At 68.7% G+C, this 22,332-nt stretch carries 23 protein-coding genes and 1 pseudogene; 12 read left to right on the forward strand and 12 right to left on the reverse strand.

What is annotated here, in order from left to right; translation table 11 throughout:
* The 6 genes and pseudogenes from dnaK to ACLQ6X_RS09645 form a co-directional block, all read left to right on the forward strand.
* Nucleotides 1-204: pseudogene (dnaK, locus tag ACLQ6X_RS09620) on the forward strand (molecular chaperone DnaK); the annotation flags it as partial.
* An 11-nt stretch (nt 205-215) separates the two neighbouring features.
* The gene (locus ACLQ6X_RS09625) at nt 216-821 is read left to right on the forward strand and encodes a nucleotide exchange factor GrpE (RefSeq protein WP_411699949.1); all 606 of its coding nucleotides are present in this window, start codon (nt 216-218) and stop codon (nt 819-821) included.
* Between the two features lie 10 nt (nt 822-831).
* Nucleotides 832-1,830, forward strand: a complete 999-nt coding sequence (locus ACLQ6X_RS09630) for a DnaJ C-terminal domain-containing protein (protein ID WP_411699950.1) — start codon at nt 832-834, stop codon at nt 1,828-1,830.
* Nucleotides 1,830-2,237, forward strand: coding sequence for a heat shock protein transcriptional repressor HspR (locus ACLQ6X_RS09635; protein ID WP_411699951.1), 408 nt, complete (start codon nt 1,830-1,832; stop codon nt 2,235-2,237). Before ACLQ6X_RS09630 ends, ACLQ6X_RS09635 begins: the two co-directional genes overlap by 1 nt.
* Before the next feature lie 5 nt (nt 2,238-2,242).
* Nucleotides 2,243-3,382 (forward strand): class I SAM-dependent methyltransferase, encoded by a 1,140-nt coding sequence (locus tag ACLQ6X_RS09640; protein WP_411699952.1) that lies wholly within the window; start codon nt 2,243-2,245, stop codon nt 3,380-3,382.
* Between the two features lie 17 nt (nt 3,383-3,399).
* On the forward strand, nt 3,400-5,553 hold the full coding sequence (locus ACLQ6X_RS09645) for an ATP-dependent Clp protease ATP-binding subunit (protein WP_411699953.1): 2,154 nt from the start codon (nt 3,400-3,402) through the stop codon (nt 5,551-5,553).
* A 108-nt stretch (nt 5,554-5,661) separates the two neighbouring features.
* Here the strand turns inward: ACLQ6X_RS09645 and ACLQ6X_RS09650 are convergent, their stop codons facing one another.
* From ACLQ6X_RS09650 to ACLQ6X_RS09685, 8 genes are all read right to left on the reverse strand, one after another.
* Nucleotides 5,662-6,366, reverse strand: coding sequence for a response regulator (locus tag ACLQ6X_RS09650; protein ID WP_411699954.1), 705 nt, complete (start codon nt 6,364-6,366; stop codon nt 5,662-5,664).
* Nucleotides 6,363-7,589, reverse strand: coding sequence for a sensor histidine kinase (locus ACLQ6X_RS09655; protein WP_411699955.1), 1,227 nt, complete (start codon nt 7,587-7,589; stop codon nt 6,363-6,365). Before ACLQ6X_RS09655 ends, ACLQ6X_RS09650 begins: the two co-directional genes overlap by 4 nt.
* A 107-nt stretch (nt 7,590-7,696) precedes the next feature.
* The gene (locus tag ACLQ6X_RS09660) at nt 7,697-8,764 is read right to left on the reverse strand and encodes a threonine aldolase family protein (protein ID WP_411699956.1); all 1,068 of its coding nucleotides are present in this window, start codon (nt 8,762-8,764) and stop codon (nt 7,697-7,699) included.
* Nucleotides 8,765-8,885: 121 nt separating this feature from the next.
* The gene (locus ACLQ6X_RS09665; protein WP_411699957.1) at nt 8,886-9,974 is read right to left on the reverse strand and encodes an ABC transporter permease; all 1,089 of its coding nucleotides are present in this window, start codon (nt 9,972-9,974) and stop codon (nt 8,886-8,888) included.
* A complete protein-coding gene (locus ACLQ6X_RS09670) occupies nt 9,971-10,855 on the reverse strand; it encodes an ABC transporter ATP-binding protein (protein WP_411699958.1) in 885 nt (294 codons plus the stop codon). Before ACLQ6X_RS09670 ends, ACLQ6X_RS09665 begins: the two co-directional genes overlap by 4 nt.
* 78 nt (nt 10,856-10,933) lie before the next feature.
* Nucleotides 10,934-11,608, reverse strand: coding sequence for a response regulator (locus tag ACLQ6X_RS09675; protein WP_411699959.1), 675 nt, complete (start codon nt 11,606-11,608; stop codon nt 10,934-10,936).
* On the reverse strand, nt 11,605-12,882 hold the full coding sequence (locus ACLQ6X_RS09680) for a sensor histidine kinase (RefSeq protein WP_411699960.1): 1,278 nt from the start codon (nt 12,880-12,882) through the stop codon (nt 11,605-11,607). Before ACLQ6X_RS09680 ends, ACLQ6X_RS09675 begins: the two co-directional genes overlap by 4 nt.
* 162 nt (nt 12,883-13,044) lie before the next feature.
* Nucleotides 13,045-14,427, reverse strand: coding sequence for a DUF6421 family protein (locus ACLQ6X_RS09685; protein ID WP_411699961.1), 1,383 nt, complete (start codon nt 14,425-14,427; stop codon nt 13,045-13,047).
* Nucleotides 14,428-14,610: 183 nt separating this feature from the next.
* Between ACLQ6X_RS09685 and ACLQ6X_RS09690 the strand changes: the two genes are divergently transcribed.
* The 3 genes from ACLQ6X_RS09690 (at nt 14,611) to ACLQ6X_RS09700 (ending at nt 17,449) form a co-directional block, all read left to right on the forward strand.
* Nucleotides 14,611-15,336, forward strand: coding sequence for a DNA alkylation repair protein (locus ACLQ6X_RS09690; RefSeq protein WP_411699962.1), 726 nt, complete (start codon nt 14,611-14,613; stop codon nt 15,334-15,336).
* 127 nt (nt 15,337-15,463) lie between these two features.
* Nucleotides 15,464-16,384: an AEC family transporter gene (locus ACLQ6X_RS09695; protein WP_411699963.1), complete on the forward strand. Its 921-nt coding sequence runs from the start codon at nt 15,464-15,466 to the stop codon at nt 16,382-16,384.
* Between the two features lie 243 nt (nt 16,385-16,627).
* Entirely contained in the window at nt 16,628-17,449 is an 822-nt protein-coding gene (locus tag ACLQ6X_RS09700; protein WP_411699964.1) for a hypothetical protein, read from the forward strand.
* A 41-nt stretch (nt 17,450-17,490) separates the two neighbouring features.
* Here the strand turns inward: ACLQ6X_RS09700 and ACLQ6X_RS09705 are convergent, their stop codons facing one another.
* The gene (locus ACLQ6X_RS09705; RefSeq protein ID WP_411699965.1) at nt 17,491-18,324 is read right to left on the reverse strand and encodes an aldo/keto reductase; all 834 of its coding nucleotides are present in this window, start codon (nt 18,322-18,324) and stop codon (nt 17,491-17,493) included.
* A 98-nt stretch (nt 18,325-18,422) separates the two neighbouring features.
* On the opposite strand from ACLQ6X_RS09705, the gene ACLQ6X_RS09710 reads away from it, so the two are divergent.
* On the forward strand, nt 18,423-18,722 hold the full coding sequence (locus ACLQ6X_RS09710) for a DUF4287 domain-containing protein (RefSeq protein WP_411699966.1): 300 nt from the start codon (nt 18,423-18,425) through the stop codon (nt 18,720-18,722).
* Nucleotides 18,723-18,745: 23 nt separating this feature from the next.
* Here ACLQ6X_RS09710 and ACLQ6X_RS09715 read toward each other — a convergent pair whose 3' ends face one another.
* The 3 genes from ACLQ6X_RS09715 to ACLQ6X_RS09725 form a co-directional block, all read right to left on the reverse strand.
* Nucleotides 18,746-19,483, reverse strand: a complete 738-nt coding sequence (locus ACLQ6X_RS09715; protein ID WP_411699967.1) for an NADPH-dependent F420 reductase — start codon at nt 19,481-19,483, stop codon at nt 18,746-18,748.
* Entirely contained in the window at nt 19,476-20,069 is a 594-nt protein-coding gene (locus ACLQ6X_RS09720; protein WP_411699968.1) for a TetR/AcrR family transcriptional regulator, read from the reverse strand. The genes ACLQ6X_RS09715 and ACLQ6X_RS09720 overlap by 8 nt, the downstream gene beginning before the upstream one ends.
* A gap of 96 nt (nt 20,070-20,165) precedes the next feature.
* Nucleotides 20,166-21,224, reverse strand: coding sequence for a Glu/Leu/Phe/Val dehydrogenase dimerization domain-containing protein (locus ACLQ6X_RS09725; RefSeq protein WP_411699969.1), 1,059 nt, complete (start codon nt 21,222-21,224; stop codon nt 20,166-20,168).
* A gap of 142 nt (nt 21,225-21,366) precedes the next feature.
* Here ACLQ6X_RS09725 and ACLQ6X_RS09730 point away from each other — a divergent pair, with 142 nt between their 5' ends.
* Nucleotides 21,367-21,840 (forward strand): Lrp/AsnC family transcriptional regulator, encoded by a 474-nt coding sequence (locus ACLQ6X_RS09730; protein WP_411699970.1) that lies wholly within the window; start codon nt 21,367-21,369, stop codon nt 21,838-21,840.
* Nucleotides 21,841-21,849: 9 nt separating this feature from the next.
* Nucleotides 21,850-22,170 carry a hypothetical protein gene (locus tag ACLQ6X_RS09735; RefSeq protein ID WP_411699971.1) on the forward strand — a complete coding sequence of 107 codons (321 nt, stop codon included), beginning with the start codon at nt 21,850-21,852 and terminating at the stop codon, nt 22,168-22,170.
* The last annotated feature ends 162 nt before the right edge of the window (nt 22,171-22,332 follow it).

Genomic DNA, 22,332 nt, shown 5'->3' on the forward strand with positions numbered 1-22,332 from the left:
GACGACGAGGCGGCCGTGAAGACCGCCTTCGACACCCTCGCCGCGAGCCAGTCCAAGATCGGCGAGGCCCTCTACTCGCAGAGCGAGACCGCCGGCGCCACCCCCGGCGCCGACGAGACGCCCGAAGAGCCGACTCCGACGAACAGCGACGAAGACATCGTCGACGCTGAGGTTGTCGAAGACGAGCCCGAGACCAAGAAGTAGGAAGACCCCACATGTCTCCCGATAAGAAGAAGCGGGACGACAACGAGAAGCCGGAGGCCTCCAAGGCCTCCGGCTCCCCGGAGTCGTCCGAAGAAGAAACCGTCGCTCCCGCTGCGGAAGAAGAGCTGGTAGCCGAGGATGTCACGGTGGAAACCGAGACCCTGAGCGAGGAAGACGCCGCACTGCTCGACCTCGCGGCCGTCGACCTCGTCTCCGAGATGCGCAGCGACATGCTGCGTGCCCAGGCGGAGCTCGTGAACTTCCGCACCCGCGTCGAGCGCGACCGCGTCGCCAACCGTGAATCGGTCATCGCCGAGGTCATCCGCTCGCTGCTGCCCGCCCTCGACGACCTGACCCGTGCCGAGAAGCACGGTGACCTCGTCGGCAGCCCCCTCGAGCTCGTTGCCGCGAAGCTGCACGCCGCGTTCGAGCGTTATGGACTGCGCTCGGTCGGCGAGAAGGACGAGGTCTTCGACCCGCACTTCCACGAAGCCGTGGTGCAGCTGCCCACGCCGGGTGCCACCGCGCAGACCGTCGCCGACGTTATCGAGCCCGGCTATGCCCTGGGCGAGCGCCTCATCCGCGCCGCCAAGGTCGCGGTATCCGTCCCAGAGTAGGCGGATCACCGTGGCAAGTCAGGACTGGTTCGATAAGGACTTCTACAAGACCCTCGGGGTGGCGAAAGACATCTCGCAGGCCGATCTGAAGAAGCACTATCGCAAGCTGGCCCGTCAGTATCACCCGGACTCCAACCCGGGGGATGCCAAGGCAGAGGCGAAGTTCAAGGAGATCAGCGAGGCCAATTCGGTTCTCTCTGACCCCGAGACGCGCAAAGAGTACGACCAGATCCGAGCAATGGGCTCCGGGGCGCGGTTCACTGCGCCCCGGCAGCCCGGCGCGAACGGCGGGTTCGAGGACGTCTTCGGCGGAATGTTCGGCCAGGGTGCCGGCGGCGGCGGTCGCCGTCAGAGCGCCCAGGGCACGAGCTTCGAAGACCTGCTCGGCGGCATGTTCGGCGGCCAGGACACGGGCTTCGGCTCGTCGACCGGCGGCTTCCGCGGAGCGGGCGGTCCCACCCGGGGCCGCGACTTCAGCGCCACCACGACGCTCGACTTCCTCACCGCCATCCGCGGAGAGACGATCAAGCTGCAGCCGGCCGACGGTCCCTCGATCAACGTCAAGGTGCCGGCCGGTGTGAGCGACGGGCAGAAGATCCGGCTGAAGGGAAAGGGCGAGGCCAGCCCCGACGGCGGTGCCCCGGGAGATCTCGTTCTCACGGTGACGGTTCGTCCGCATCCGGTGTTCGAACGCGACGGGCTCAACCTGCGCGTCGACGTTCCGGTGACCTTCGTCGAGGCGACCCTCGGCGCGACGATCGAGGTGCCGACGCTCGGCGGCGATCCGGTGCGCCTCAAGGTCGCGCCGGGAACGCCGAGCGGGCGCGTGCTGCGCGTCAAGGGTCGCGGCGTCACGACCGCGAAGGGCTCGGGCGACCTACTCGCTACCGTGCAGGTCGCGGTGCCGAGCCACCTCAGCGGTGACGCGCGCAGCCTGCTGGAAGCGTTCGCCGACGCGATGCCCGCCGAGAACCCGCGCACCGAGCTGATAGCGAAAGCGCGCGGCTGATGGTCGACGAGAACTCGCCCGTCTTCGCGATCGCCGTGGCGGCAGAGCTCGCCGCGATGCATCCGCAGACGTTGCGGCAGTACGACCGCCTCGGGCTCGTGAGCCCGAGGCGGACGGCGGGCAAGTCCCGCCGGTACTCCATGCGCGACATCGTGCAGCTGCGGGAGATCGCGGCGCTGAGCGCGGAAGGTCTCAACCTCGAGGGCATCCGCCGAATCCTGCAGTTGGAGAACCAGGTCGTGGCGCTGTCCAGCCGCGTGCAAGAACTCGAGCACGCCCTCGCCGAGGAGCTGCTCAACCGCTCGGGCCGCCGCGTCTTCGCCGCCGGTGCCGCCGGCGACGTCGTGTCGCTGCGGCCGGGAACCCGAGCGCACCGCGCCAACGAACTAGTGGTGTGGAGACCGTGAACGACATGACGAACGACTTCGATTTCGACGCCCTGCGCCGATTCCCCGACGTGGAGGCACCCAACCTCTTCGCCTACGACCCGAGCGACAAGCTCATCCTCGCGGAGGCGGCCGAAGCGCTCGCCGCCGCGACGCCCGGCCAGGTGACCGTGATCGGCGACGACTACGGCGCCCTCACGCTCGGCGCCGCACACGCCCACGGGCTCACCGGCATCCGCGTGCACCAGGACGCCCTCTCGGGCGAACTCGCGCTCGGCTTCAACGCCCGCGAAGAGAACCTGGGCGACGTCTACGAGAACCGCCCACTCGACGCGTCGCTGCTCGAGGGGGCGACGGTGGTGCTGCTTCAGCTGCCGCGTTCCCTCGAAGAGCTCGCCGACATCGCCTCCGCGATCGCCCGGCACGCCGACCCCTCGGTCGTCGTCTTCTCGGCCGGCCGGATCAAGCACATGACCCTCGCCATGAACGAGGTGTTCGCGAAGTACTTCGAGCGGGTCGACGTGACCCGCGCGCAGCAGAAGTCGCGCGGCCTCATCGCCCGCGGCCCCCTCGCCCTCGCCGAGGACACGGCCCCTCGCACCCAGTACCACGCCGACCTCGACCTGCACGTGGTGGCCACGGGCTCGGTTTTCGCCGGCACCAAGGTCGACATCGGCACGCGCGCCCTGCTCGCGGTACTCGACCAGATCGACCCGTCCGCCCAGACCGCGATCGACCTGGGCGCCGGAACCGGCATTCTCGCCGCGACGCTCGCGAAGAAGCGACCCGACCTCGCCGTTATCGCGACGGACCAGTCGGCCGCGGCCGTCGCATCCGCCACCGCGACCATAAAAGCGAACGGCCTCGAGAACCGGGTGACCGTGGTGCGCGACGACGGGCTCTCGACGCAGCCCGACGAGAGCGCCGACGTGATCGTGGTGAACCCGCCGTTCCACATCGGCGGTGCCGTACACGCGGGCGCGGCGATCAACCTGCTCGGCGACGTCTACCGGGTGCTCAAGCCCGGCGGCCAGCTCTGGGCCGTGTACAACACCCATCTCGCCTACCGCGCCGAGATGGGCCGCATGGTCGGTCCGACCACGCCCATCAGCCGCAACGATAAATTCACGGTCACCCTAGCCGAGAAGCCGCTCACCGAGAACTGAACGAAAGCGCAGCAATCATGGCAAACCTCCAAGGTGCACCCGGCACCGACGAAGACCAGAAGACCGCTCTGCAGCGATACGGGGTCGATCTCACCGCCATTGCCCGCAGCGGCAAGCTCGACCCGGTCATCGGGCGCGACGCCGAGATCCGCCGGGTGAGCCAGGTGCTCACGCGGCGCACCAAGAACAACCCCGTGCTGATCGGCGAGCCCGGCGTCGGCAAGACCGCCGTCGTCGAGGGGCTGGCGCAGCGCATCGTGGCCGGCGACGTCGCCGACTCCCTGAAGGGCAAGCGGCTCGTGTCGCTCGACCTCGCGGCCCTCGTGGCCGGCGCCAAGTACCGCGGCGAGTTCGAGGAGCGCCTCAAGGCCGTTTTGGCCGAGATCAACGCCGCCGACGGCGAGGTCATCACGTTCATCGACGAGCTGCACACGCTGATGGGCGCCGGCGGGGGCGAGGGTTCGGTCGCGGCATCCAACATGCTCAAGCCCATGCTCGCCCGCGGCGAGCTGCGCCTCATCGGCGCGACCACCCTCGACGAGTACCGCCAGTACATCGAGAAGGACGCGGCGCTCGAGCGCCGGTTCCAGCAGGTGTTCGTCGGCGAGCCGAGCGTCGAAGACACCATCGCGATCCTGCGCGGGCTGCGCGGCCGGTACGAGGCGCACCACCAGATCACCATCGAAGACGGCGCGCTCGTCGCGGCCGCCGCGCTCTCGCACCGCTACATCTCCGGCCGCAAACTGCCCGACAAGGCGATCGACCTCATCGACGAGGCGGCCTCCCGTCTGCGCATGGAGATCGACTCCTCGCCGGTGGAGATCGACGAGTTGCGCCGCAGCGTCGACCGCCTCAAGCTGGAGGAACTCGCCCTCAAGCGCGAGAAGGATGACGCGTCGAAGGCCCGACTCGAGAAGCTGCGGTCAGACCTGCGCGAGCGCGAGCGGACCCTGAAGGGCCTGCAGGCGCGCTGGGAGACCGAGCGGGCGTCGATCAACCGCGTCGGCGAGCTCAAGAAGCGCCTCGACAACCTCGAGACCGAGTCGGACCGGGCCCAGCGCGAGGGCAACCTCGAGCGTGCCTCGCGGCTGCTGTACGGCGAGATCCCCGAGGTGAAGCGGGCCCTGGCCGAGGCGGAGAGCGCCGAAGAGGGCGGCCCGCGCATGGTGAGCGAGCAGGTGACTGCGGAAGACATCGCCGAAGTCATCGCCGCCTGGACCGGCGTACCCGTCGGCAAGCTGCTGCAGGGCGAGACCGAGCGGCTGCTCGGCCTCGAGGGCGAGCTCGGCAAGCGCCTCATCGGGCAGAAGGATGCCGTGCGCGCGGTCAGCGAGGCCGTGCGGCGCACCCGTGCCGGAGTCTCCGACCCCGACCGGCCCACCGGCACGTTCATGTTCCTCGGCCCGACGGGCGTGGGAAAGACGGAGCTGGCGAAGGCCCTCGCCGAGTACCTCTTCGACGACGAGAAGGCCCTCGTGCGCATCGACATGAGCGAGTACGGCGAGAAGTTCTCCGTCTCCCGTCTCGTCGGCGCCCCTCCCGGCTACATCGGCTACGAGCAGGGCGGTCAGCTGACCGAGGCCGTTCGTCGCCGCCCGTACTCGGTGATCCTGCTCGACGAGGTCGAGAAGGCCCACCCCGAGGTCTTCGACCTGCTGCTGCAGGTGCTCGACGACGGCCGGCTCACCGACGGGCAGGGCCGCACCGTCGACTTCCGCAACGTGATCCTGATCCTGACGAGCAACCTCGGCAGCCAGTACCTCGTCGACCAGACCCTCGACTGGGAGACGAAGGAGCAGGCCGTGAACGCGCTGGTGCGCCAGTCGTTCAAGCCCGAGTTCCTCAACCGGCTCGACGACATCGTCATCTTCTCGCCGCTGTCGGAGATCGAGCTCGCGCAGATCGTGGAGCTCTACGTCGACCGTCTCGGCCGCCGTCTCGGCGACCGCCGCCTCGACCTCGCCGTCACCCCGAACGCGCGGTTGTGGCTCGCCGAGCGCGGGTACGACCCGAGCTACGGCGCCCGCCCGCTGCGCCGCCTGATGCAGCACCAGATCGACGACAAGCTCGCGCGGTCGCTGCTCGCGGGCGACATCCGCGACGGCGACACCGTGCAGGTCGACGTCGCGGCCGACGGCGAGGGCCTCAGCGTCAGCAAGGTCGCGCAATAGTCGGCTGAGTAGGTCGCTCGGCGACCGTATCGAAACCCCCGCGAGATCGTCGCTCGGCTGGGTTTCGATACGCGCCGTAGACGGCGCTACTCAACCAGCAGGGTTGGTCTAGGCCTGGCCGAGCCAGCCCGGCCGCACGAAGCCGGTCTCGTAGGCGAACACCGCGGCCTGCACCCGGCTCTGCGTCTGCGTCTTGACCAGGATGTTGCTGAGGTGCGTCTTCACCGTCGCCTCGCTCAGGAACAGTTCGGCCGCGATGGCCGCGTTGCTCAAGCCGCGAGCCACCGCGGCGAGCACCTCCTGCTCGCGGTCGCTCAGGGCGGCGAGCAGGTCGCGCCCGACGCTGGTGTCGGCCGGCGCGGCGGGTTGCGCGCGCAGCCGGTGCTCGAGCAGCGACCGCGTCATACCGGGGTCGATGAGCGAGTCGCCGCGCATCGCCGCCCGCACCGAGGTGGCGAGCAGGTCGCCGCCGGCGTCCTTGAGCAGAAACCCGCTGGCGCCCGCGCGGATGCTGTCGAGCAGGTACTCCTCGTCGTCGAACGTCGTGATGATCACGACGGCCTTCGCCGTGCCCGCGGCCAGAATGCGCCTGGTCGCTTCGACACCGTTGAGCCGCGGCATCCGAACGTCCATGAGAACGACATCGGGCCGCAGGTGGGCGGCCTTCGCGACGGCTTCTTCGCCGTCGGCGGCCTCGTCGACGACCGAGATGTCGGCCTCGCTGTCGAGCATGGTGCGCAGCCCGGCGCGCACGATCTGCTGGTCGTCGACCACCAGTACGCGCGTCGAGGGGCCCAGGATGTCGGTGGTCACGAAGCCGAGTCTGCCATTGCCGACTGCGGCAGGCGGGCGACCGTGCGCCAGCCGTGCTCGATCCGCGCCGATTCGAGGGTGCCCTCGAGGGCCTCGGCGCGTTCGCGCATGCCGTGGATGCCGGAGCCGCCGTCGCCGACTCCCAACAGCCGGCGGCCGACGATGGCGTCAGCGCCCCCTCCGCTGCCGTTGTCGCACACGGTGAGTTCGACCGATCCGGCGTAGGGGGCGAGCGTCACCTTCACGTCGTTGGCGTCGGAGTGGATCATCACGTTCGTCAGCGCCTCCTGCGTGATGTGCAGCAGCGCCGTCTCGGCGGCCGGGCTGAGCCGTGCGGCCGCGGAGATCGTGGCGGTGACCGTGAGGCCGGTGTCGCGCACCCGCGCGACGATCTCGTCCATCGCTGCCTCGAACGGCAGGGCCGCGGCTTCGAACGGTCCGTCGGCGCGCAGCACCTTCACCGCCCGCCTCATTGCCGTCAGCGCCTCCTGCCCGTTCTTGATGACCGAGCGCACCGCCGGGCGCAGCTTCTCGGGGTGGGCGTCGGCCACGTGCTCCGCCGCCTGCGCGTTGATCACCATGGCGCTCACGTGGTGCGCCACGACATCGTGGATGTCACGGGCGATGCGTGTGCGTTCCTGCGAGGCGATGCGCTCGATGTCGGCGTTGCGCAGCGCCTGCAGCTCTTCGTTGCGCTCGTGCAGCTTCGCCGCGGTGGTGGACTGCCTGTGGGCGAACGTGCCGACGAGCAACGCCGACAGAACGACCACGCCCGACAGGATGCGCGTCGACGGGTCGGTGAGGTCGTAGATGGCGAAGGGGAAGACGAGGCTCAGGTCGCCGTTGAGCCAGCTGTAGGTGAGCGACGGCACGATCGTGTACAGGGCGAAGAAGGCGGTCAGCGGTGCGGCGACGAACAGGTTGACGCCGCGCGCCGTGGCGAAATAGCCCGCGAGCACGAGCGGGATCATGCGGATCTCGGGCTGGTCGAAGTACCACGGCGGGAAGATGGTGATCACGCCGATCGCGATCAACCCCGCGAGCGGGAATTCCCGGCAGACGAGGATGGCGAGGGCCGCGATTGCGCCGACGGCCACGTAGTTGCCGACGTTGTAGGGGTACCACCCGAACTGCAGTGCCAGCGCGACCGTCACCGACCAGATCACGAAGAAGAGAACCGCCTGAAGAGCCGGCATACCGAGCCGGCGGAGTCGTGCGCGCATGCGAGCCCCCTTTCCGGTATCAGTCAACGGCATCCGCGCCCCCGACGCATCGTCCTTTCGACGGGGCGCGAGTCAGCCTTTGGTCGCGTGCGCCCCGAGACCCGCGGTCAGACCGCGAGTTCCCGGCTGATCGCAGCGACGAACGTGTCGATGTCTTGCTCGGTGGTGTCGAACGACGCCATCCAGCGCACCTCGTTCGCCGCGGCATCCCAGTCGTAGAAACGGAACGACGCGCGCAGCGTGTCTGCCACGCCCGCCGGCAGCACCGCGAAGACCGCGTTGGCGTCGGTCGCCTGGCTGAAGCTCAAACCGGTGATGCGGCCGGCCGCGATCTCGGCCTCGAGGGCCGACCGCAGGCGCGCGGCCATCGCGTTGGCGTGCCCCGCGGAGCGCAGGTAGAGGTCGTCGGCGAGCAGCGCGATCAGCTGGGCCGACACGAAACGCATCTTCGAGGCGAGCTGCATGTTCAGTTTGCGCAGGTAGGTGAGACCCTCGGATGCCTCGGGGTTCAGTACCACGATGGCCTCACCGTAGAGCAGGCCGTTCTTGGTCCCCCCGAAGCTGAGGATGTCGACGCCGGCGTCGGTCGTGAACTCGCGCAGGGGAACGCCGAGCGCCGCCGCGGCGTTCGAGATGCGCGCGCCGTCGAGGTGCACCTTCATGCCGAGCGAGTGCGCGTGGTCGCTGATCGCCCGGATCTCGTCGACCGAGTAGAGCGTGCCGAGCTCGGTGGTGTTGGTGATACTCACGGCGAGCGGCTGTGCGCGGTGCTCGTCTCCCCAGCCCCACGCCTCGAGGTCGATCAGCTCGGGGGTGAGCTTGCCGTCGGGAACCTCGACGGTGAGCAGCTTGAGGCCGCTGACCCTCTCGGGCGCCCCGCCCTCGTCGGTGTTGATGTGCGCCGTCTTCGCGCTCACCACGGCGCCCCACCGGGGAAGCAACGACGTGAGGGCCGTGACGTTCGCGCCGGTGCCGTTGAACACCGGGAAAGTCTCGGCCTGCTCGCCGAAGTGCGACTTCATGACCCGCTGCAGCTCGGCGGTGTAGACGTCTTCGCCGTAGGCCACCTGGTGGCCGCCGTTTGCCGCGGCGATGGCCGCCAGCACCTCGGGGTGGATCCCCGCGTAGTTGTCGGAAGCGAAGCCGCGGGAGGAGGTGTCATGGAGTTGGGTCACGGCTCCATTGTCTCGTTAACGCACCCGCTGGTTGAGTAGCGCCGTCTGCGGCGCGTATCGAGACCCTCGCGCGAGAGGGTTTCGATACGGTCGCTGCGCGACCTACTCAACCAGCAGCGCGCTAGGCCTTCAGCGCGTCCTTCAGTTTCACCGGAGCGCCCATGCGCAGCAGGCCGTTCTCGTAGATGCGCGAGCCGACCGCGATGATCGCGAGCGTCGAGGCAATGAGGATCACGAGCGAGAGCAGCGGCTCCCACCACTCGGCGATTCCGAGGAACACCCGCAGCGGCATGCCGATCGGAGCGGAGAACGGCACATACGACATGATCGCCAGCACGAGCGGGTTGTCGTAGAAGAAGATCACCAGGAAGTACGGGATCATGATCAGCATCGTGATCGGGGTGATCGCCGTGCCCATGTCCTCCTGTCGGGAGACGAGCGCGCCGGCGGCCGCGAACATGGCCGCCAGCATCACGAACCCGATCACGAAGAAGACCAGGAACCAGATGATCGAGGGTCCGACCTCGGCGAGCAGGATGCCCTGACCGGTCGCGAGCAAACCCACGCCCGCCAACAGGGCGATGATCACAATCTGGCCGATGGCGAGCAGGCTGTTGCCCACTACCTTGCCGGCGAGCAGCACGCGCACCGGCACGGTCGCCATGAGGATCTCGACGATGCGGGTCTGCTTCTCTTCGACGACGCTCTGCGCGATCAGCTGTCCGAAGGTCAGGGCCGACGAGAAGAAGATGATGCCGAAGGCGAGAGCGACGAGATACACGATGCCGGAGTTCTGATCGCTCGGCTCGAGCAGCTGCACCTGGGGCGCGACGCTGAGCAGCGACACGATGCCCGACGGCGCCTCGTCGAGCCCGATGACGGTGAGCCCCACCGCTCCCTCTGACGGCACGATCGCGGCATCCACCGAACCGTCGCGCACCAGGACCTCCGCCTCGTTGACGTCGGCCACCTCGGTCACGTCGAGGGCTTTCGTCTCTTCGGCCTTGGCCACGGCCGACCCGACGGCCGCGACCTTGGGCAGCTCCTGGTTGGCACCGAAGATGCCGCCGGCGATGACCGAGCCGAGCACGACGAGCATCAGGATGCCCGTGGAGACCAGGAACGCCTTGCTGCGCAGGCGCATGCGGATCTCGCGCTCGGCGACGAGCCAGATGGCGGGGAGTGCGGCGGGACTGGAATAGGTGCTCACTGGATGACCTCCTTGAAGATCTGGGAAAGCGAGGGGAGTTGGGGGGCGAAGCGTTCCACGGTGGAGGTGGCGACGGCGCGCTGCAGCACGCGCTGCGCGGTGGCGTCGGAGTCGACGTCGAAGAGCGCGTAGCCGCCCGCGAAGTCGAGCACGGTGACTCCCGGTTCGTCGCGCAGCCAGCCGACGTCTCCGCCGACCTGCAGTTCGAAGCGCGGGAGGGTGTGCTGGGCCCGCAGGCCCTCGCGCGAACCGCTCGCCCGGATCTCGCCGTCGGCGATGACGACGAGGTCGTCGCAGAGCCGTTCGACGATGTCGAGCTGGTGCGACGAGAAGATGACGGGCGCCCCGGTGGCGGCGAAGTCTTTCAGCACGTTCAGCACGACCTCGACGGCGATCGGGTCGAGGCCCGAGAACGGCTCGTCGAGCACCAGCACCTCGGGGTCGTGCACGAGGGCGGCAGCGATCTGTGCCCGCTGCTGGTTGCCGAGGGAGAGGCTCTCGACGGTGTCGTCCATGCGCTCGCCAAGACCGAGGCGCTCGAGCAGGCTCTCGGTGTTGCCCTTCGCCTGCGCCGGGCTCATGCCGTGCAGCCGGCCGAGGTAGACGATCTGCTCGGCGACCTTCATCTTGGGGTAGAGGCCGCGTTCCTCGGGCATGTAGCCGAACCGTGTGCGCTGCTCGGCGGTGAGCGGAGCGCCGTCGAGGGTGACGTTTCCGGAATCCGCGGCCAGCACGCCGAGGATGACGCGCATGGTCGTGGTCTTGCCGGCGCCGTTGCCGCCGACGAAACCGGTCATGCGGCCGCCGGCCACCGTGAACGAGACGTCGCGCAGCACGCGGCGCTCGCCGAACGACCGGTTGATGGAGTGCAGTTCGAGCATGGATACCTCCTTGGGTTATTACTCAAGTTACGGGGAGGACCGGCCCCGGGTCATCCGTCTGGCGGCGGGTTTATGCTCTCATCCGCGCGGGGGAACCGCCCCGCCGCGCACGGCGATGCCGTTCTCGTACGCGAACACGACGGCCTGGATGCGGTCGCGCACGCCGAGTTTCGCGAGCACGTTCGACACGTGCGTCTTCACGGTCGCCTCGCCGACGAACAGCTCGGCCGCGATCTCGGCGTTCGAGCGCCCGAGGGCGATCTGCGCGAGCACCTCGGTCTCCCGCTCGGTCAGGTCGGTCACGACGGCGCGCTCGGGGACCGGCAGGTCGCCGCGCCCGAAACGCTCGATGACGCGCCGGGTGACGGTCGGCGAGAGCAGCGCGTCTCCGCGGGCGAGCACCTGCACCGCCTCGACGAGGTTCTCGGGGCTCGCGGTCTTCAGCAGGAAGCCGCTGGCACCGGCGCTCAGGGCGGCGAACAGGTAGTCGTCGCGGTCGAAGGTGGTGAGCATCAGCACCCGGCTGGTCACCGACGGGTCGGCGACGATGAGCCGCGTGGCCTCGAGGCCGTCCATTTCGGGCATCTGCACGTCCATGCAGATGACGTCGGGGTCCAGCTCCCGCGCGAGCCGCACGCCGTCGGCGCCGTTGGCGGCCTCGCCCACGACCTCGATGCCCGGTTCGCTGTTCAGGATGATGCGGAAGCCGGCGCGCACGAGCTCCTGGTCGTCGACCAGCAACACCCGCGTCACGAGGTGACCTGCACGATGCGGGCGCGCACGAGGAAACCGCCGCGCGCGCGGGGGCCGACCTCGAGCTGGCCGCCGACCGCCGCGACCCGTTCGCGCATGCCGACGTGTCCGTGCCCGGGTCCCGCGGAACGCAGGCCGGTGCCCTGCCCGGTGTCGGTCACCTCGAGCTCGACGCCGGACTCGAGGTAGCGCAGCCGCACGTCGGCCGTCGCCCGCGGGCCTGCGTGCTTGCGCACGTTGGTGAGGGCCTCCTGGGTCACCCGGTAGAGGGTGAAACCGACCAGGGAGGTTACGGGCCGTGGTTCGCCGACGATCTGCAGGGTGGCAGGCACGCCGGCCGCGCTGCACTCCTCGACGAGGTCGCCGAGCTGGTCGAGGCCCCGCGTCGACGAGCTGCGGCTCGCGTCATCCGAATCGCTCTCGCGAAGCGTCGTGAGCAGGCGGTGCAGTTCGTCGACGGCGCTGCGGGCGCTCGACTCGATGGTCGCGAGAGATTCGGATGCCTGGGCCGGGTCGGTCCGGATGACCCGCCGGGCCGCGCCGGCCTGCACGCCCATGACGGAGACGTGGTGGGCGACGACGTCGTGCAGCTCGCGGGCGATGCGCACCCGGTCGAGCGCGACGGCCTGCTGGGCGCTGCGTTCGCGTTCGGCGGCGAGCTCGGCGGTGCGGTCCTCGAGTTCGGCGCGCTCGCGGGCGCTGCGGAAGGCCGTGGACCCGAAGTAGTAGGCGCCGCCGAAGTAGAGCAGGTTCGTGAGCACGTTGATCAGGGCCCACGAGGCGAACGCGCTGAACACGCCCGAGCGGGAGAAGCCGGGAAGGGTGTCGGGGTCGTCGACGGTGAGCAGCAGCTGCACGCCGATCCAGACGAACATGCCGATGATGATCAGGATGCGGGTGATGGTGGCCGCGCGCCGGTGGCGGCTCCATGCGCCCACCGTGTAGATGGCGATGAACAGGGAGATGTTCGCGAAGAGCATCTCGGGTACGCGGAAGGTCGGGGTGAGGAAGAACGCGACCGACACCGCGACCGCGACGACCTCGGGGTAGCGGCGGCGCCAGGCGAGGGGCACGGTGAGGGCGGCGATCATGATCGCGCTGAGCCACATCGGGGCGGGGTGCAACGTCGGGTCGGCCTCGAGGTCGAGGTAGAGACCCGAGCGCGTGTAGAGCAGGGCGCTGACAGTGGTGGCGACGAAGAGCAGCGCGGCGCCGATCGCGTCGCGCCGGAAGCCTTCGGGCCCCGGTCGGGGTCTCAGCCAGTCGTCGGTCACGGGTCAACGCTACCGACGGCGGCGGCGCGCGGCATCCGTCGCGAGGGGGAGCGGCGTGCCGGCGTACCAAATGCAGGAGATTTCAGCGGGACGGGCCGCGCATCGGCGTCAGCCCGTGACTCGACGTGATTTCTCCTGCATTTGGTACGCGGCAGCGGCGGGCTAGGCGTCGGCCGTGATGCCCGCCGTCGACTCGATGACGGCCGCCATCTTCTTGGCCAGGGCCTCGTAGAACATCGACAGGGGAAACTCGTCGTCCATGACCGCGTCGGTGAGCCCGCGCGGGGGCCCGTCGAGCGGCAGGTCGCGCACGGCCCAGCGGGAGGCCGGGTGCGGCGTGAGCGTTGTCGACACCAGATCGTAGGCCGCGAGCCAGTGCGCCGTCTTCGGGCGGTCGATGCTCTTCCAGTACAGGTCGTTGATCTCGTCGGAGAGCGCGATGACGACATCGGGCACGTCGTCCCAGTCGATCGTGAGGGCGGTGTCGGTCCAGTGCAGAACGTGGTGCTGGTGCATCCACGCGAACAGCAGCTGCCCGCCGAGCCCGTCGTAGTTGCGCACCCGGCTGCCGGTGATCGCGAACCGGAAGATGCGGTCGAAGATCACCGCGTACTGCACGAGCTTCGCGCGGTCGCGGGCCACGTCGGTCGTGTCCTCCGAGCGCTCGACGCGCACGGCCTCGCGGAACGCCGTCAGGTCGCACCGCAGCTCCTCCAGGGAGTAGAGGAAATACGGCATGCGCTGCTTGATCATGAACGGGTCGAACGGCAGGTCGCCGCGCATGTGGGTGCGGTCGTGGATGAGATCCCACATGACGAACGTCTGCTCGGTCAACGTCTGGTCGTCGAGCAGCCGCAACGCGTCATCCGGAAGTTCGAGCTTCGTGATGTCGGATGCCGCGCGCACGACCCGACGGAACCTGGCGGCCTCGCGGTCGGCGAAGATGGCACCCCACGTGAAGGTCGGCACCTCGCGCATGGCGACGCTCTCGGGGAAGAGCACGGCCGAGTTGGTGTCGTAACCGGCGGTGAAGTCGATGAAGCGCACGGGCACGAACAGCCTGTTCGAGTAGTCGCCCGCCTCGAGCTCGGCGACGAACTCGGGCCAGATCACCTCGATCAGCACGGCCTCGACGAGGCGGCTGGTCGACCCGTTCTGCGTGTACATCGGGAAGACGACGAGGTGGCGCAGTCCGTCGACCCGATCGAGCTGCGGCTGGAAGGCCTGCAGCGAGTCGAGGAAGTCGGGCACGCCGAAGCCCTCGGCCGCCCAGCGCTCGAAGTCGGCCGAGACCGCCTCGAGGTAGGCGGCGTCGTGCGGCAGCGCCTGTCGGAAATTCAGGACCTCGCGCGCGATCGTCTCGGCGAAGCCGAGGGCCGCCGGGTGGTCGGCCGCCTCGGGAACGCTGCCATCCTGAATTTGCAGAGCCTGAAGGGCGGATGCCGCGGCCTTGATGTTCAGCCACGCGGCGCTCTCGGCGAGCGGGAAGTCCTCGACGACCTCGGGTTCTCCGACGATTGCTTCTGACATCGTGGTGTGGGACATGGGTGAACCTCCGATCCGCGTGAGCGAGTGGTGTGGGCGCACGGATGCGGCGCCTCGATCGAGCCTATCGACGGATGTATCGCGGTTGTTTGTGTCTCACGCGGGAAAGTTGCACCGGAGCCCGGTTCTGACGCAGGAATCCGTCATCCCGCGGGTGTCGCGGCGTGCGCCTACACTCGGGGGATGTCCAGCGCGCGAGAACTCGAAGACGCGCTCGCCGCGGTAGCCAGCCCCGATCAGGCCCGCGAACTGCGGCGCTTCTTCAAGACCGGCAAGGGCCAGTACGGCGCCGGCGACGTGTTCATCGGGGTGCGCGTGCCCGAGGTGCGCCAGATCGCCAAGCGGTTCGACGACCTCTCGCCGGCCGACCTCAACGAGCTGCTCGACAGTGCCGTGCATGAGCACCGGTTCGCAGCCCTCGCGGTGATGGTCGCGCAGTTCCGGGCCGCGAGCAAGGCCGGAGACGAGGGCGAGCGGGAACGCCTCGTCGAGTTCTACCTCTCGGCCATGCGCCGCGGCCGCATCAACAACTGGGATCTCGTCGACTCGTCTGCCGAGTACATCCTGGGCGAGTACCTGTTCGACAGGCCGCGCGACCAGCTGGCCCGCCTCGCCAAGAGCGGCATCGTCTGGCAGCGCCGCATCGCGATGCTGTCGACGTTCGCCTTCATCAGGCGCGGAGACGCCTCGACGACGCTCGAGGTGGCGGAGGTGCTGCTGGAAGACCCGCACGACCTGATCCAGAAGGCCGTGGGCTGGATGCTGCGCGAGGTCGGCAAGAAGGTGGACCGCGATCTTCTGGTCGGCTTCATAGAGACGAACGCGAAACGGATGTCACGTGTGACGCTCAGCTACGCCACCGAGCACTTCGAGCATTCCGAGCGCGTCTACTACCGCTCGCTCAACTAACTCCCGCGCCGCCCTGTGCGGCCCGCAGATGACGCGGTTCCGGCCGGATGACGCGGCCGCGGTCGCCTCATTGGGCCGAAATCGGCTCGGGAAGTGGCCGGCGGAGGTTGTGCGGGATACTTGACGGGTGTCGGGGGTATTGGTCGGGTTCGCCATTATCGGCGCCGTGATCCTCATCGGATACGTCGTCGGTCGCGCCGGCGTGCTCGGCGACCACGCGCCGTTCGTGATCAGCCGCATGGTGTTCTTCGTGCTCTCGCCTGCGCTGCTCTTCACCGTGCTCGCCGACGCCGACGTGCACCAGCTGTTCTCGTCGATGCTCGCGGTATCGGCGATCTCCGCGGTGCTCTCGTGCCTGTTGTTCGCCGGCATCGCCCTGCTGGTGTTCCGCCGGAAGCTCCCCGAGGCGGTCATCGGCTCCGTGTCATCCGGCTATGTCAACGCGAACAACATCGGTATTCCCGTGGCGTTCTACGTGCTCGGCGACACCGCCCTCTCGGCGCCGGTCATCCTGTTGCAACTGCTCGTGCTGACGCCGATCACACTCACCATCCTCGACATCACGACGAGCGGCAAGACCTCGCTGCGGCGCGTAATCATGACCCCGCTGACCAACCCGGTCATCATCGGGTCGGCCCTCGGCGTGCTCGTCTCCGCCACCGGGGTGGAGCTGCCCGCCGCGGTCATGGAGCCGTTCCGCATCGTGGGGGCCGCCGCCGTGCCGCTCGTGCTCATCGGTTTCGGTATGTCGCTGCACGGGCAGAAGCTGCTGGCGCCGGGGTCGGGGCGCCGCGACATCCTGTTGGCGTCAGGCATCAAGCTGGCTCTGATGCCGGTGATCGCCTGGGTCTTCGGCCGCTTCGTCTTCGGTCTCGACCACGACCAGCTGTTCGCCGCGGTCGTGCTGGCCGGGCTGCCGACGGCCCAGAACGTGTTCGTCTACGCGCAGCGGTACGACCGCGGGGTCACCCTCGCGCGCGACACGGTGCTCATCACAACGGTGGGCTCGGTGCCGGTGCTCGTTCTCGTGGCCCTGCTGCTCAAGTAGTCGCGGCGTGTCGGTATGCGGGGGCTGTCGCCATCGGGGTCGGCGGCACCCTAGTATTGACGGCAGAACTGCTGCTTAGCGAATGTTTGTAACAAAAAACGGTGTTCTGCCGACCGGTCGACACCAGCTGTACCCCTTTTTGCGCGAGCAACTATCAGAGAATTGGCTAAAGTTGCCATGTGTTCGATTCCATGCGTCCCCCAGTTGTGCAGGTGAGTGATGTCCGTTAGCGCGACTGATGAGTTGGCAGCCTGGAAGGCGGCCGCGGTAGCCCGTGGCTACTCGTACCAATCCCACATCCGCGGCCCGCTGTTGCGCGGTCTGCTGTTCCGCACCGGCGACAGTGTCGTGGCGACCTCTCTCGTGAGCGCGCTCCAGGCGTCGACCCCGTTCTTCGCCGGCAGCGTGAACGGCCGCTACAAGATCGACGAACAGGACTCGCGCAGCGTCTCCTCGTCGTTCGTGGCCATCCCGCTCGCCCGCAAGGTGCCCAACGCCGTTCTGCTCGGCGAGGGCGTCGACGTGTTGCGCTCCGCTGGCATCGCGCTGCAGAGCCGCCAGAAGCTCTCCATCGACGACCACTTCGAGGGCCCGTTCACGCTCTACAGCCACGGCGGCCACGAGCGCGAGGCCCTCGAGATCTTCACGCCCGAGTTCTTGACCCTGCTCAGCGAGACCACCGACGGCTGCGATGTCGAGCTCATCGACACCTGGATGTTCGTCTACAGCCGCCCCGGGCGTTTCGGTTCGGAAAGCGCCCTGCAGAGCGTCGAGCGCATCACCAAGCACGTGAAGCTCAATGTTCTCCCGTACATCGAGCCGGAAACCCCGGTGGGTTCGGTACCGGCCGAGCCGGTCGAAGTGCCGACAGAAGACGCGGATGCCGCGGCTCGACTCGCGGCGCGCGAGGAACGCGAGGCCCGTGCCGGGGCGATCGCTACCGGCCGCCGCACCCTCGACGCCCGCAACCGCGAGATCGGCCGCCTCGTCGGCGTCGGTATCGGCTCGTTCCTGCTCGGTGCGGCCGCGTGGTGGGCCGTCGGCGGCAGCCTGCTCTCGTTCTGACCTGATCGCGGGGCCGGGCCACCTGCGGGTGGCCCGTTCCCTCAGCCGACGTCGTCGGGGTTCGAGCCGGTGCGTTCGCCGGTCTCGAGCGCCGCGATGGCGGCGAGGTCCGTGTCATCCAACACGAAATCGAAGACCCGCGAGTTCTCGCGGATGCGCTCGATCGAGTTCGACTTCGGGATCACGACCAGCCCCTGCTGAACGTGCCAGCGCAGAACCACCTGCGCGCTCGATTTTCCGTGCTTCTCGCCGATGGCCTCGAGCGTCGGGTCGCCGAGCACGCGGCCGCGGGCCAGCGGCGACCACGACTCGGTGACGATGCCGTGCCGGGCGTCGAATTCGCGCAGCCCGCGCTGCTGCAGCCACGGCTGGATCTCGACCTGGTTGATCACCGGCGTCTCGACCGAGTGGGCGAGCAGGTTCTCGAGGTGCGCGGTCGTGAAGTTGCTCACCCCGATGGAGCGGGCGCGGCCGTCGCGCTTCAGCGTCTCCAGCGCGCGCCACGTGTCGAGGTACCTGTTCTGCTTCGGCGCCGGCCAGTGGATCAGGTAGAGGTCGACGTAGTCCATGCCGAGTAGGGCGAGGCTGGCGTCGAAGGCGCGCAGGGTCTCGTCGTAGCCGTGGTCGTCGTTCCACACCTTGGTCGTCACGAAGAGTTGCTCGCGCGGGATGCCCGAGGCGCGCACGCCGGCGCCCACGCCCGCCTCGTTGAAGTACAACTTTGCGGTGTCGACGTGGCGGTAGCCGGCATCGATGGCGCCCTCGACGATGCGGGCGGCCGTGTCATCCTCGACCTTGTAGACCCCGAGACCCAGCTGCGGAATCCGGCGGCCGTCGGCGAGCGTGATCAGCGGGGAGAACGGGGGAGTCGTCATGGTTCCAGTATTGCCGGTGTTCCGTCGACCCAGGGACTTGACTGACCCCGACACCGCAGCGGTACATTGGGGCCACCATCCGCAGACGGGAGACCCGCATGTCATTCCAGGCCTATCTCGACACGATCGAGGACAAGAGCGGTCTCACCCCCAGGCAGCTGGTCGCGATCGCGTCGGAGCGCGGCCTCGACGCAGCGCCGGTGAAGGCCGGCCCGATCATCGACTGGCTGAAGGACGACTACGGTCTCGGGCGCGGGCACGCGATGGCACTGGTGCACGTGATCAAGAACGGCGCCACGATCAGCGAGAAGCATGTCGGCACGGACGGCGCGCACAGCGACGAGTCATCCGAGCTCTGGCTCGACGGCAAGGCGACGAACCCGCTCGCGAAGAAGTAGCCCGCGCCGCTGATCGGAACGCGTCAGAATTGCCGCGCCGCGACATCCGGGCGATGCGAGGCGGCGAGTATTTCGCGTAGACGGCCAGCCGGCACGGGGGCTCCGGGGTCGGCGAGGTAGTCGGCTGCGAACCCTTCCGTGCTGGCGGCGTAGATCCGCGTGTAGGCACCGGATTCAGGTTCGAAGCGCCACGAGTCGGCGAGAGTGCCGCCGTCGACCGTGTCAAAACCGAGCGCGTCCACGAGGGTGGAGACGCGGGCCTTCGCCTCGAGGTCGTCCCCGGCTATCAACAGCGCGGTGCGGGGTGCGGAATCGGCGAGGTTCGGGATGTGGTGCGCGACGATGTTGTTGAACGCCTTGACGATCACGGTGTTCGGAAGGAGCGCCTGTTCGTACTCCGCGGTCGTGCTCTCGAGAGAGTCCAGCTGCGCGATGCGACCTTCCCGGTAGGGGTAGTAGTTGCCGGTCGAGAGAATTATCTTGCCGGCGAATGCGTCGTGGGGCAGGTCTGGGTAGGCGGTCAACGGTACGGCGAGAACCGGGATGTCGCCGAAGTCCGCTGCAGCGCGCACGTCGCCGGCCTGTGCGTTGGGGCCGAGTTCGTCGATGAGGTCGCTGAGCGACTCCGGTCCCCGTGAGTTTGCGATCAAGACGTCGTAGTCGGCGGCGAGTGCCAGCCGAGCGATCGCTGTTCCGATGGCTCCGCTGCCGATGATTCCGATGCGCTTCATGGTGTTCTCCTGGTGATCGTGGTCATTCATGTTTGGTCAACTCCCAACCGTTTCTGGTGAGAGCCATCAGCGCGGCGGCCGACTCGTCGTCAGCCAGAGCCGCACCGCGCACCCAGCTGCTGGCGAGTGTGGAAAGGAAGAGGTCGCGGCCCCTGACCTCGTTGCGCGCGCGACCTTCGTTCTGAGCGGCGCGAAGGAACTCATCGGTCGTCGTGATGAATCCCTGGCAGGTGACGGCCAAGGGCGACCGGCTGTCCGTCATCGCAGAACGCAGCGGTCCGGGCAGACCATCGAAGGCGCTTGCCCATTCGGTCAGCGCCGCCAGCCAGCCGTCGAGCGCTTCTGCGGCGTTCGCCGAGCCGTTTCGGAGGTCGTCCCGTCGGGCCACGAGCGTCTCGTCGCGCGCGGTGAGCAACTCGGCGAGCAACGCTTCCCTGTTCGGGAAGTGCCGGTACAGGGTGCCCGCGCCGACGCCGGCTTGTTTCGCGATCGCGTCGAGCGACCCGCTGACCCCGTGTTGCGAGAAATGCTGCTCGGCGATGTCGAGGATGTGGTGCCTATTGCGTCGGGCGTCGGCCCGCGGGGCACGAACCCCGCTCGTCGCGATCTCGGGCATTGCAGTCACCTCCCTTATATAAAACGGGGAACCTCTCCGTTTTTCTCTAAGAGGAGACTATCTCCTTTTCGGAGATCGCCCGACTTAACCCGCGACCTAACGCAGGCGTTCCGCCACGAGCCGGTCGGCGGCCTCGACCGAGGTGACGCCGTTGCGCTCGGACTCGTCGAACACCTCGCCCAGGGTGCGCTCGATCGCGTCGATGCGTGCGAACACCTCGTCGTCGGTCGACCGCTCGTCGCCGAGCCGGATGACGCCGCCCGCGTTCACGAGATAGTCGGGCGCGTACAGGATGCCGCGTGCCCGCAGCTGCGCGTCGCCGTCGTTCTCGGCGAGCTGGTTGTTGGCCGGGCCGCACACGGCGGTCGCCGCGAGCTCGGCGATGACGGCGGGCGACAGCATGCCGCCGACGCCGGCGGGCACGAACACGTCGGCCGGCACGCGGTGCGCCTCGTCGGGCGCGACCCAGGTGGCGCCGAGCTCGGCGGCGAACTGGGCGCGCGCCGGGTTGAAGTCGGTGACGGTGAGCACGGCGCCCTCGTGCGCGAGCCGGCTGGCGAGGCGGGATCCGACCTGGCCGAGGCCGGCGACGGTGATGCGGCGGCCGTCGACCGACGCGCTTCCGGTGGTGCGGCGCAGGGTCTCGCGCAGTCCGGCGTAGACGCCGCGGGCGGTGTACTCGGCGGGGTCGCCGTGGCCGCCGGTCTCGGTCGGCAGGCCGACCACGTGCGCGGTGCGCTCGGCGATGATCGCCATGTCGGCCGAGGTGGTGGCCACGTCTTCGGCGGTGCGGTAGCTGCCGCCGAGCGACTCGACCAGGTCGCCCAGGTCGAGGAAGGCGTCGCGCCGCGCGTCGCCCTCGAGCACCGTGCCGGCGGGCAGCATGATGACCGACTTGCCGCCGCCCGCGTCGAGCCCGGCGAGTGCGTTCTTGCTCGTCATGCCGCGCGAGAGGCGCAGCGCGTCGGCGAGCCCGTCGGCCCAGGAGTCGTACGACCACAGCCGGCAGCCGCCCAGCGCGGGGCCGAGGGTAGTGCTGTGCACCGCGACCACCATAGACAGGCCCGAGCGGGTGCCGGTCGCGGCGACGACGGTCTCGTGGTCGAAGGCGAGGGGAGCCGTGGTGGCGGTGCGGACGGGGAGAACTGCGGTCATCGTCGATCGATTCTGTGGATGTGCGCGAGCGGGCGGTATTGAGGCCCATTTCAGCATCATCCGTCGTGAGCGACAAGAGTTCGCGGAGTTACTGAACGATCTGTTCAACCCAACGCCCGGGTACCGGCATACACTGGCCAGCATGACCGCTCTGGACGCAACCGACCGCAGGATTCTCGCCGCCCTCGACGACGATCCACGAGCATCCGTTCAACTGCTTGCTCTGACCCTCGGCCTCGCGCGGGGAACCGTGCACGCCCGCCTCGACCGCATGGGGCGCGAGGGCGTTCTGCGCAAGAACTCGGTGCGCCTGTCGCCCGCGGCGCTGGGGTATCCGATGCGGGCGCTCGTGACCGCCGAGGTCGACCAGGACCAGTTCGACCAGATGATGGCCGACATGGCGGGAATCGCCGAGGTGATCGAGTGCGTCGGGCTCGCCGGCGAGAACGACCTGATGATCCAGATCGTGGCGCGCGACGCCGACCACGTCTACGACATCACCAAGCGCATCAAGGGCTGCCGGGGCATCAACCGCACGGCGACGTCGATCGTGCTGCGTGAGCTGCTGGAGTACAGATTCGAGCATCTCTTACATGAAGGGGCGTCGCGGGGCTAGCGTGGCGCTATGGATAAGAGACGGTTCGTGCCGTGGACCCTCATCGTCGGGCTCGTCGTGGGAATAGTCGTCGCGGGCCCGATGAATGCCGGCTGGCACGTGGTGTGGATCGGGCTGGTTGTCGGCGGACTCGTCGACCTCCTGCGGTTCTCACTCGCGAGCTATCAGCGCGGCGGCGGCGGCGCGGGCGGTGACGCTGGTGCGGCCGGGGGAACGCCGTTCGTTTTCGGCGACGGCGGAGGGCAGCACCACGGTGGCCACGGCCACGGCGAGGGCGGTGGGGGTGGGGGTGGCGACGGGGGCGGTGGTGGCGGTGGCGGTGGCGACTGACGCCGACAGGAAGAACCGGCGCTGACGCACGCTCAACAGGAGGAATTCGCGGGTCGGGCGGCCCGCGTCCTGTCGAGCGAGGCGTTAGAAGATCATCGGCCGATCGTCGTCGTCGCCGAGCACGTCGTCGAGCTCGACCAGCACCGGCACGTGGTCGCTCGG

It is taken from the genome of Conyzicola sp. (genome assembly GCF_046714715.1).
Taxonomy (GTDB): Bacteria; Actinomycetota; Actinomycetes; order Actinomycetales; family Microbacteriaceae; genus Conyzicola.